The sequence below is a fragment of the Okeania sp. SIO2B9 genome (genome assembly GCF_010672505.1).
In the GTDB taxonomy this organism is placed as follows: Bacteria; Cyanobacteriota; Cyanobacteriia; order Cyanobacteriales; family Microcoleaceae; genus Okeania; species Okeania hirsuta.
Genome location: NZ_JAAHGK010000099.1, coordinates 1 through 10137 on the forward strand (window position 1 = coordinate 1; position 10137 = coordinate 10137).

The window sequence follows — 10137 nt, forward strand, 5'->3', positions numbered from 1 at the left end:
TAAGAGGTGTAGATTTGAAAAAGTTTTTGTAAGCAGAAAAAATAATAATCTAATTGAAAAACTCATCTAAAAAGATGATAAATCATATTAATTAAAATTTCAGACATACTCTAAGACCGAGAAAATCAAAAAACTAAGTGCTAATGACAAATTACAATATTATTCGCTAGGGCCTTCTAATATTTCTTGTACTTCATTATTAGTTTTGCCTAAAATTCTTGCTATAGGTCCTACTAAGTTTGTATCTACTGCTTTGCCTGCATAAATATCTTTGAGTTGCTCAGGAGAAATTTTATGAATATCACAAAATTTAATAAACTCATGGCCACTAACCTGCAGTTGTTCTTGCCTTTCTCGCAACAAGAGGGCTACCGCTCTTGGTCCATATTTAGGTCGTTCAGCCAGAGCTATATATTTCTGCATTAAGTCATTGACTCTACTTCTTTTTCCTCCCACCCTTCGCAGTAAATCTAGACAAGCTAGCCTTAAAGCTTTGTGTAGCCTTTCCTGCTCATTCATAACTTCTAGAATTTCTTCGGCATATTCAGGTTTACAAATGCCCACTAATTCTCCATCATTTAAAATTGGCACATAGAAACCCATTCCACATTCCCAAGATAATTCTTCATTGGTAGTCATGCCCAAATCTCCTACTTTTCTTTAATTTGCTAGAATTAGAATACTTTACTACGTTATATCAAATTCATTTCTGAGCTGCATAGAATAATATACAACCCATATTCCGCACCACAAAATGTAGTATAGAAGAAGGAGTCAGGAGTCAGAATTTACGAGAAAATCATAGCTACAGTGATTGAGTAAACAATCAAGCAAGTATTTATGATTAATTATTTACTCGGGATTTGATGAACGAAAAAAGTAATTGAGATGATTTGCATAGTATGAATACCTACCAAGCTACAGATTTTTATAATACTTTTAATGTTACAAATCGAAGTGCGGAATGTGGGATACAAGACTTATGGCGTTGCACAGTGACAAATGATTTTAGATTTTTGATGAACAATATTTTGGGTTTGAGAATTGCTAAAATGATTAATATTAGGTTTTTTACTCAAAATCTAAACTAATTTTTGGCAATATCATTCCATAATGTGCAAACCCAGACTTATATAATGTTCGGACGGGTCAGTTATAAATATGGTTTGCTGATTAAATCTCAAAACATTGACAGATAAAGGCTTTAGTCTTTTTATTGTCGAAAAAATTGCCTGGTTTTCAGTGCCTCAAGCTCATGCTTATGAGCATTTTGAGCAGACAAGGGCAGAAAAATCAAGGGACAAAACATCCAACTACCTCCTCTATAATTCCCATTTCTCCTGACTCAGTCCTCCCTTGACCATGCATACTTTTTCAGCAAACCCTAAATAAAATTGGTGTTGCTGAAATTTAATGGTAAGTAGCTGAAGGTAAAATTGAAAAACTTATGTTTTACATAGCTAAAAGTCTTATACTATCAGCTTTTTATCCCCCATATTGCCTGTTCCTGCGCACAGCGCTATACTTGCTAATATAAGCATATTTTATAAAAAAAACGAGAACTTTGTCCTCGCTTTTTGAGTGATATTGATATTATGTGAATAAGTCCATTTCACAAAATGTCAATTAGACTGACATTGGAGTAGATGTGGATGCTGCCAACTCTTGCAAACGTTCCTGCTGGTCTTGGGTAATACAAGCTTGAATTACATTTTCTATATCTCCCTCAAGAAGAGGTGCAAGGGAAAAGTTCTGACTCAAGCGATGATCTGTCACCCTATTATCTTTATAGTTATAAGTCCGAATTTTTTCTGAGCGGGAACCAGTACCTACTTGCGATCGCCTCATCGAACTAACTTCTTGTTGTTGCTCTTGTAGCTTAATCTCATAAAGTTTAGCTCGTAAAATTTGCATTGCCCTCTCTCTGTTTTGTAGCTGACTGCGCTCCTGAGTACAGAAAATTCTAATTCCTGTGGGTTTATGAAATAAATCCACAGCAGTTTCCACCTTGTTCACATTTTGTCCACCTGCTCCACCAGAACGAGCCGTTGTTAGTTCAATATCTTTTGCATCTATTTCCACTTCTACATCATCCACTTCTGGCATAATGGCCACCGTTGCTGTTGAAGTATGTACCCTCCCACCTGCTTCTGTCACTGGAACTCTTTGAACCCGATGAACTCCTGCTTCAAACTTCAGCTTACTATAAACCTGTTCTCCCTTAATCTCTAAAATTGCTTCTTTAAAACCTCCCATATCTGCTAAAGATTCACTCAGTAAACTCACCTTCCATTTTTGAGTTTCTGAGTAACGGGAGTACATTCTCACCAGATCCCCTGCCCAAATACTAGCTTCATCCCCTCCTGTACCAGCTCTAATCTCCAACATAATATTCTTATCATCGTTGGGGTCTCGTGGTAGTAGGGCAATTTTCATTTGAATTTCCAGAGATTCCAGCTTGGCTTCCAATTCCTCTACTTCCATTCTGGCCATCTCTTCCATTTCTTGGTCGCCACCAGCTTCTTTCAAGATTTCCTTAGCATCCGCTAATTCTTGCTGACTATTTTTCCACTCTTCATAAGTATTTACCACCTCTTCTAATGAGGAGCGTGCCTTAGCTACTTTTTGGAACTCAGTTGGATCTTTTGCAATATCTGGATCTGCTAAACGTAGAGTTAATTCATTGTAAGTTTGCTCAACGGATTTTAATTTTTCTAGTAAATATGTTTCAGCCATTGTCAGTTGTCCCTTGTCTTAATTAGTATTTTATTTATGGGGAATTTTTGTGAGATGTTGATGTTAATTGTTGTCCATAAAATATTACAGACAACTAATTAAGGACAATTGACATTCCAGCTATTTTTTATCTTTACTCTTCTTAGATTTAGAGCTTTTCCCTCCATCTTTTTTACTATACTTACGCATAAATCTCTCAACTCTTCCTTCAGTATCAATAATTTTCTGAGTACCTGTAAAAAAGGGATGATTTCCCGACCAAACATCAACATTAATCTCTGGTTTTGTAGAACCAATTGTCATTACTACTTCACCATTGCAGTAAACTTTGGCTTCTGGATACCACTCAGGATGAATTCCAGCTTTAGGCATTTTCTTTACTCTACTTAAAATTACAAATATTTTTTCTATACAATATCTTAGCTTATTGCACTGAATTGACAAAGCTAATTTTGTGCATTCAATTGTTGGGTTGGGGGCGGGTTCATCTAAATAATTTGTAACACCATTAACTTAATGCAGAACCCGCCCCTACTACACTATTGCAAAATTTTAGATGTGTCATACCAATTTTATAAATTTTTGCTACAAATATTTGGACTGTTTCGAGTAGTCAATAGTCAATAGTCAGTAGAAGTAGCTTTTATTCTCATTTTTTGCCATGAAAAAATCTATTATAGTAAATTTGCATCTGACTTAAATTACTTTAGTTGACTAAACTATTCGTAACATTCTTTTTTCAAATTGGTATCACACCACTAGGGCCTGTCATCAATTAGAACTATAAGCTTTGTGAGTCAAGGTTTTTAGCGCCTGTAGTCTTTCCCAGCCAAAAGTTCAAAACTCTTGCTACATAGTACTTTCAGATTTAATTGATGACACGCCCTACTATAGCGCTATTGAAAATTTTATCAAAAGACATCTGGTGAAAATCAAAAATCAAATCAATTCTTATCCATAAATTATCAATTATTTCTCCCTGTTCCCTGTTCCCTGTTCCCTGTTCCCTCTTTTGGTGGAGATGTCTAAAGTTTTTGCCAATTATCATCAATCTTGTAACAATTGGCAATTTTTCAGTATATCATCGTTTAGAATATTGAGGTGCTTTACGAGCTTTGCGTAAACCATACTTTTTCCGTTCTTTTGCCCGGGGGTCGCGAGTCAAATATCCTTCTGTCTTGAGAGGTTTACGATTATCTGGGTCTAACTGGCACAAGGCTCTAGCAACGCCTAACTTAATAGAATCAGCTTGTCCTGTTAACCCACCTCCTGTAGCTTTCACGAGAATGTCATATTCATTTTCCAAACCTAAAGTCTCTAGTGGAGCTTTTGCAGATGATAAATAACCATGATTATATTGTAGGTATAACTCACCATCCTTACCATTAATAATCAATTTGCCTGTACCTGGAACTAGGCGTACTGAAGCGATCGAAGACTTACGACGACCAGTACCCCAATACATAGCACGGCCACTTTCTTTTGCTTGCATTATTTTTATTCTCCTGGAGTAGTTTCAATAATTAACGTTTCAGGTTTTTGAGCTTGGTGAGGATGGTCAGGCCCTGGATAAACTTTTAGTTTAGCATGAAGTTTTCTTCCCAGAGAATTTTTTGGTAGCATTCCGAAAACTGCCTCCTCAATAATTCTTTGAGGCAAACGAGCTTGCAACTTAGAAAAAACCTCTGTTTTCATACCTCCTGGCCTTCCTGAATGGCGCCGATAAAGTTTCTGACTACTTTTTTTACCAGTTACATTCACCTTTTCAGCATTAACGACAATCACAAAATCTCCTGTATCGAGATGTGGAGTATAAGTAGGTTTATTCTTACCCCTAATAATCATCGCAATAGCAGTAGCTAATCGCCCTAAACGCTGTTCTTTAGCATCAATAACATACCATTTTTGCTCTAGAGCCTTCAGTGGTGGAACGTATGTTGTATTCATAATTTACTTAATTTAGTTGTTTTTTTACTGCTTATATTGGCTTTTATTGTCAGTTTAATCTGATTGAATTATTTGCTCAGTTTACCCAATTGTCAGTTATTATTCTTTGATACTTAATCAGGAATTACGCATTTTTCCGACATAAACACTATATGTACCATAGTGCTATAGTTTTTATCTACTATATGTAGTGCCTTTGCGTAATTCCTGTTAATGGAAAGTCTCAATAGAGATACTTATAGCGGTTTTTTAGAAAGAAGTCTCCAGTAACAGCAGTGAGTAAACCAGTTTCGCAACATTTTAGGAGTGACTGAATCCATCAAAGTAGCGATCGCCTGCTCTAATCAATAAAAAATAAATTGAGGCATATTATTATACCAAACTTCTTGAGTAAAAGGAAACTCCAGATAACCAACCCGCAATAAACAGAGGCCACTAGCCGGAGCTGAGTGCTTCACAACATCCCTTCTTTGATTAACCCAGATATCTGTAAAATTTTTCACAGATAGCTTCTGTTGACCCACTTGAATGAGTAACCCCACCAATAATCGCATCATTCCATATAGAAACCCACTAGCTTGAACCTCTATATGAATAAATGGCCCCTGACTTTCACACTTAACCTCTTGTACATCTACCCAAGAATGAGGACGAGAAGAGCCAGCTCTTTGAAAAGCAGCCAAGTGATGACAGCCAATTAAAGGATTCAAAGCTGCTTGAATCAACAATGGATCTAACTGTGCTTGATAGTAATGCCAAACAAAAGGCATCACAAACAAATTAGGCCGTTTTTCTGTATATAGGGTGTAGCGATAACGCCGCGAAGTTGCAGAAAATCGAGCGTGCCAGGTAGATTCAACTTGAGCCGAACTTGCGATTAAGATATCATTAGCTAGCCGTGAATTGAGAATAGTAGCCCACTTATGGGCAGGAATTGGGCCTGGAACATCGAAATGGGCTACTTGTGCTGCGGCATGAACTCCCGCATCTGTTCTTCCTGCACCATGTAATATTACAGACTGGTTAACCACAGAAGAAATAGTATTTTCAATCTCTTCTTGTACAGTTCGTTGATTTGGCTGTCTTTGCCACCCATGAAAATGAGTGCCTTGATATTGAATTACAAGAGCAACACGCTGAACTAAAGGTTGGTTATTAGCCATGGGAAAGTTGAAAGTTTGTGACATACTCCCACAATGCTGATCAAGAATCAGATGTAGGCTTCTCAGGGACTTCTCTATGAGAACATTGACTGAGCTACCAAGGGATGCCCCACCTCTCTAAAGCTTAAAAGTCAATCTTTGTCACCATTAAATTTTTACTATTAATAAAATGGTCAAGTACTAACTTTTTCTGATTGATTTCCCAACTATCTCTTAACTATAGACCTTAAACCAGTTCAATAATTGCCATTTCTGCGTTATCTCCACGACGGCGAACAGTTCTTAAAACACGGGTATAACCTCCATTACGAGAACCGTATCTATCCTGTGCTCCTTCAAATAGAGAGTGAACTAGCTTTTTGTCATAGATATAACCTAAAGCTTGTCGGCGAGCTGCTAACGATCCATCCTTTGCCAAGGAAATCATTTTTTCTGCTTCTGACTGTACAGCTTTAGCACGGGTTTTTGTGGTAGTAATCCTACCATGACGGATTAATTCAGTGGCTAGAGACCGCAGAAGAGCGCGACGCTGATCTGCTGGTTTTCCTAGCTTTGGAACACGACGACTATGACGCATGACTACTTTGAGTATCTAAAATATTTGAGCTAATTTTTTCAATTTGTGTTTCCGTACTGCTACTAACAGCTTCAAAAACTCAGTCGGTCATCTTTGAAAGCAAATAGTATTTCAGATTGACATTTTTGATGCCATTGACAAAAACTGGTTTGAATTTCTAACTTTTGGCCTCTAAGTAGCTTTAGCAACTTTTTCTTGAGGCAAAGTTATTCCCAAGCGTTTCTGTAAAGCTTCTATAACTTCCTCAGCCGATTTTTGACCAAAGTTTTTGATCTCTAAAAGGTCTTCTTGACTGTACTCCAGTAGGTCTGCAACAGAGTTAATTTGCGCTCTTTTCAGACAGTTATAAGCCCGAACCGATAGTTGTAATTCTTCTATTGGAATCTGACTTGTTGGGTCTGTAGGCTCTCCTGATGGAGCCTCTGCCATATTAGTAATATCTTTAAGTGGCTCAAACAAACTCATTAAGATACTAGCAGCATGACTCAAAGCATCTTGAGGTGTGTAACTGCCATTTGTCCAAACCTCCATAATAAGTCGGTCTTCTTCTATAGAGCTACCTATACGAGCTTCAACTGTATAGTTAACCTTACGAACTGGCATAAAAATGGCATCAATTTGCAGAAAATCAAGAGCTGTAACATCATCGCGAGTACGATCTACCGCTCTATAACCAGTCCCTTTCTCAATTCTAAACTCCATTTCCAGAATTGACCCAGGAGATAGGGTAGCGACATATTGGCTGCGATCGATTATTTCTACCTCCGAAGGTACATCAAAACGATCTGCAGTTAATGTTGCTGGCCCTTCTATCCTGACTCTACCAATTTGTGGTTGGTTGGAATGGCTTTTGAGAACAACCTCTTTCATGTTCAGTAGGATCTCTAGAACATCTTCCCTTACCCCTTTGATTGTGGCAAATTCATGATTAACCCCAGCTATCCTCACTGATGTAATGGCTGTTCCTTCTAAGTTAGATAGTAGAACCCGCCTCAGTGCATTCCCTACTGTTGTCCCTTGACCGCGAGCTAGTGGCTCTATAATAAATTTTCCGTACTGACTACGATCTTTGTCAGTTTTAGACTCTATACACTCGTAATGAAACTGCGCCACGGAGTGACCTCCCTTGAACATTGAACCCCAGAGTTAATAATTTGATTAGACTCTACGCCGTTTTGGTGGACGGCAGCCATTGTGAGGAATTGGGGTAATATCTCGGATCAAAGTTATCTCTAGTCCTGCCCCTTGTAAAGCCCTAATAGCAGTTTCTCTTCCTGCTCCAGGACCACTAACCATTACTTGAATCTGACGCATTCCTTGGTCGTTAGCTCGACGTGCTGCGCTTTCTGCTGCTGTTTGTGCGGCAAAGGGAGTTCCTTTTTTTGCTCCTTTGAAACCACTAGAACCTGCTGAAGCCCAAGAAATTACTTCACCATTCAAGTCAGTAATGGTTACAATTGTATTATTGAAGGTAGACTGAATGTAAGCCACCCCATTGGGCACATTCTTTTTTTGCTTTTTTGCACCTGTTTTTTTACCTGGTTGTCGTGCCATATTTGTCTTTATGAGTGGTATCTTAAGGTAATAATGTACTTTTCTCAGAACAAGTTGACTTATTTCTAATCTTAAACTTATAAGAATTGTTTACTTTGATATAGCTTTAAAAGCTATGCTATATCCTTATATGACTAGCTAGAAATATTGTATTTTGGTTTTACATGACTTAATGTCTGAGAAATAAACTTTTTTGCTGGCTATTGAATTTTTAAATGCTATACTTTTAGTAGTAATACCCACATTTTACTTACATATGAGAGATGATTTTTTTGCGCCAGTAAAGTTTTTACTTTTATTTACTAGAACTATGAGTCTAGAGTTTTTGTTGTAATATCTGAAGTAGCAGATTTTTTGTGTTTCAACCCTGGCAAGTTTTTCTCACTTAAGTCAACAGACTTAACTATAAATAATTCTTTTTTCTCCTTAATTTAATAGTTATAATTAGACAATAACAATTGACTTTCAGAGTTGATCGTTTAATTCGATTAATTTCTTTTCAATCTGACTGAATTACATTACTATAATCACTGTCAATTACTCATAATTTCAGATCATTTGCTATTATTAATAGTATTAATAATTTGTTTGTACTTAAGTAAGCTATACAGAAATAGAATTAAGACTTAAGTAGATAATCAAATCAAATAATACTCAGTAGCAAGTAAGGCTTTAACTAAATTGTTCCCCCCCTTTGGCGAGCTTGGTCTTTACTAATGATAGTAATAGCTTTACTTGACATCCTCCCGGCGTTGAATCTAAAGATTACAACGCGGGATTCCTAACCATCACAGGTTAGGTCTTTCTGCTTAAATGCAAGCCCTCCGGAGCTTAATCCTTTCAGGCCTTACAGTCACTCCACAGACTGACACTGCGAGTCCCGCAGCCTTCTTGGTGGGCGTTCCCTTGCGTCTGTCGCCGACGCGGGTTCCCATCCGCAAAATATTTATACTAGCGTTGATATCTCTATCATGGTGAGCTGGACATTCTGGGCAATCCCACTCTCTAATATGTAGAGGTAGTTTATCTACTACATCTCCACAGTCTGAACAAAGCTTAGAACTGGGAAAGTATCTATCAATCATAAAGATAGAACCAAACTTCTATTTCTTAGCACTGGCTTTTTTCTTACCAGCTACAGTTCGACGTACACCTCTACGAGTTCTGGCGTTAGTGCGAGTCTGCTGTCCTCTAACTGGTAGACCCATCCTGTGCCGACGACCCCGGTAAGTACCAATATCCATCAACCGCTTGATGTTCATGGCTTCCAATCGTCTAAGGTCTCCTTCAACTTGGTAGTTATTTTGAACCGTAGAACGAAGTTCTGCTATATCAGAATCACTTAAATCCTTGACCCGGGTATCAGGATTTACACCAGTTTCATCTAAAATTTCTTGAGACCGAGATAGTCCAATTCCATAGATGTATGTCAGACCAATTTCTATACGCTTATCGCGTGGGAGATCTACTCCTGCAATTCGTGCCACTTTACTTTATCTCCATCACCTTAAAATTAAACTTAAACTAGGTTAATGAGTAGACAACAAATAATCTGATGCCTGTATCGAATATGCTTAACCTTGACGTTGTTTATGTTTGGGATTAACACATATAACCATTACTCGTCCTCGACGACGAATAACACGACACTTTTCACACATTTTTTTGACAGATGCTCTAACTTTCATGCCTTATTATGGCAATACTACAAATTTAGTATTGTATCATTTACTAATGTTTTCAGCAAGTAGATAATCTCCCTACAAATTATTGAGTAGAGATTCAATCATTACTACTTTTTCCTCAGCCGATATGTAATTCGACCTTTTGTCAAGTCATAGGGTGTTAACTCTACCTTGACTCGATCGCCTGGTAGAATTTTGATGTAATTGCGACGGATTTTTCCAGAAATATGAGCTAGCACATTAAACCCATTATCTAAGTCTACTCTGAACATAGCATTAGGTAGAGATTCCGTCACTGTACCCTCCATTTCTATGAGATCTTGTTTTGCCAACTGTTAATCACCTCAACGCTGCAAGTAACCATTTTTTTGTATTGAGAACAGCCTGTTATTTCAGGTGATTCCCCTCAACATATCCTATCAAAAAGTTTTTAATTTTTAGAGGTTATTGAGCATGAGTTATAAATAATATATAT

At 37.5% G+C, this 10137-nt stretch carries 14 protein-coding genes; 1 reads left to right on the forward strand and 13 read right to left on the reverse strand.

Annotation, left to right across the window (positions count from 1 at the left end; translation table 11 throughout):
* Window positions 1-159: 159 nt before the first annotated feature.
* Window positions 160-639 carry a hypothetical protein gene (locus tag F6K13_RS05880; RefSeq protein ID WP_124143147.1) on the reverse strand — a complete coding sequence of 160 codons (480 nt, stop codon included), beginning with the start codon at window positions 637-639 and terminating at the stop codon, window positions 160-162.
* A gap of 263 nt (window positions 640-902) precedes the next feature.
* On the opposite strand from F6K13_RS05880, the gene F6K13_RS05885 reads away from it, so the two are divergent.
* The gene (locus tag F6K13_RS05885; RefSeq protein WP_124143146.1) at window positions 903-1091 is read left to right on the forward strand and encodes a hypothetical protein; all 189 of its coding nucleotides are present in this window, start codon (window positions 903-905) and stop codon (window positions 1089-1091) included.
* Window positions 1092-1626: 535 nt separating this feature from the next.
* On the opposite strand, the gene prfA is transcribed toward F6K13_RS05885, so the two are convergent.
* The 12 genes from prfA to infA form a co-directional block, all read right to left on the reverse strand.
* Window positions 1627-2736 carry a peptide chain release factor 1 gene (gene prfA / locus F6K13_RS05890; protein WP_124143145.1) on the reverse strand — a complete coding sequence of 370 codons (1110 nt, stop codon included), beginning with the start codon at window positions 2734-2736 and terminating at the stop codon, window positions 1627-1629.
* A gap of 120 nt (window positions 2737-2856) precedes the next feature.
* The gene (rpmE, locus tag F6K13_RS05895; protein WP_124143144.1) at window positions 2857-3108 is read right to left on the reverse strand and encodes a 50S ribosomal protein L31; all 252 of its coding nucleotides are present in this window, start codon (window positions 3106-3108) and stop codon (window positions 2857-2859) included.
* A 709-nt stretch (window positions 3109-3817) separates the two neighbouring features.
* On the reverse strand, window positions 3818-4228 hold the full coding sequence (rpsI, locus tag F6K13_RS05900; RefSeq protein ID WP_124143143.1) for a 30S ribosomal protein S9: 411 nt from the start codon (window positions 4226-4228) through the stop codon (window positions 3818-3820).
* 5 nt (window positions 4229-4233) lie between these two features.
* Window positions 4234-4683, reverse strand: coding sequence for a 50S ribosomal protein L13 (gene rplM, locus F6K13_RS05905; protein WP_124143142.1), 450 nt, complete (start codon window positions 4681-4683; stop codon window positions 4234-4236).
* Between the two features lie 344 nt (window positions 4684-5027).
* Window positions 5028-5870: a tRNA pseudouridine(38-40) synthase TruA gene (gene truA, locus F6K13_RS05910; RefSeq protein ID WP_338043123.1), complete on the reverse strand. Its 843-nt coding sequence runs from the start codon at window positions 5868-5870 to the stop codon at window positions 5028-5030.
* Window positions 5871-6072: 202 nt separating this feature from the next.
* The gene (gene rplQ, locus F6K13_RS05915) at window positions 6073-6423 is read right to left on the reverse strand and encodes a 50S ribosomal protein L17 (protein WP_124143141.1); all 351 of its coding nucleotides are present in this window, start codon (window positions 6421-6423) and stop codon (window positions 6073-6075) included.
* A gap of 171 nt (window positions 6424-6594) precedes the next feature.
* A complete protein-coding gene (locus tag F6K13_RS05920; protein WP_124143140.1) occupies window positions 6595-7557 on the reverse strand; it encodes a DNA-directed RNA polymerase subunit alpha in 963 nt (320 codons plus the stop codon).
* A 24-nt stretch (window positions 7558-7581) separates the two neighbouring features.
* Entirely contained in the window at window positions 7582-7977 is a 396-nt protein-coding gene (rpsK, locus tag F6K13_RS05925; protein WP_124143139.1) for a 30S ribosomal protein S11, read from the reverse strand.
* Window positions 7978-8786: 809 nt separating this feature from the next.
* Entirely contained in the window at window positions 8787-9062 is a 276-nt protein-coding gene (locus F6K13_RS05930; RefSeq protein WP_338043122.1) for a zinc ribbon domain-containing protein, read from the reverse strand.
* Window positions 9063-9080: 18 nt separating this feature from the next.
* On the reverse strand, window positions 9081-9464 hold the full coding sequence (gene rpsM / locus F6K13_RS05935) for a 30S ribosomal protein S13 (RefSeq protein WP_124143138.1): 384 nt from the start codon (window positions 9462-9464) through the stop codon (window positions 9081-9083).
* Window positions 9465-9551: 87 nt separating this feature from the next.
* Window positions 9552-9665, reverse strand: a complete 114-nt coding sequence (gene rpmJ / locus F6K13_RS05940) for a 50S ribosomal protein L36 (RefSeq protein ID WP_124143137.1) — start codon at window positions 9663-9665, stop codon at window positions 9552-9554.
* 104 nt (window positions 9666-9769) lie between these two features.
* Complete coding sequence (gene infA, locus F6K13_RS05945; RefSeq protein WP_008191178.1) at window positions 9770-9994, reverse strand: translation initiation factor IF-1; 225 nt, start codon at window positions 9992-9994, stop codon at window positions 9770-9772.
* Window positions 9995-10137: the final 143 nt, after the last annotated feature.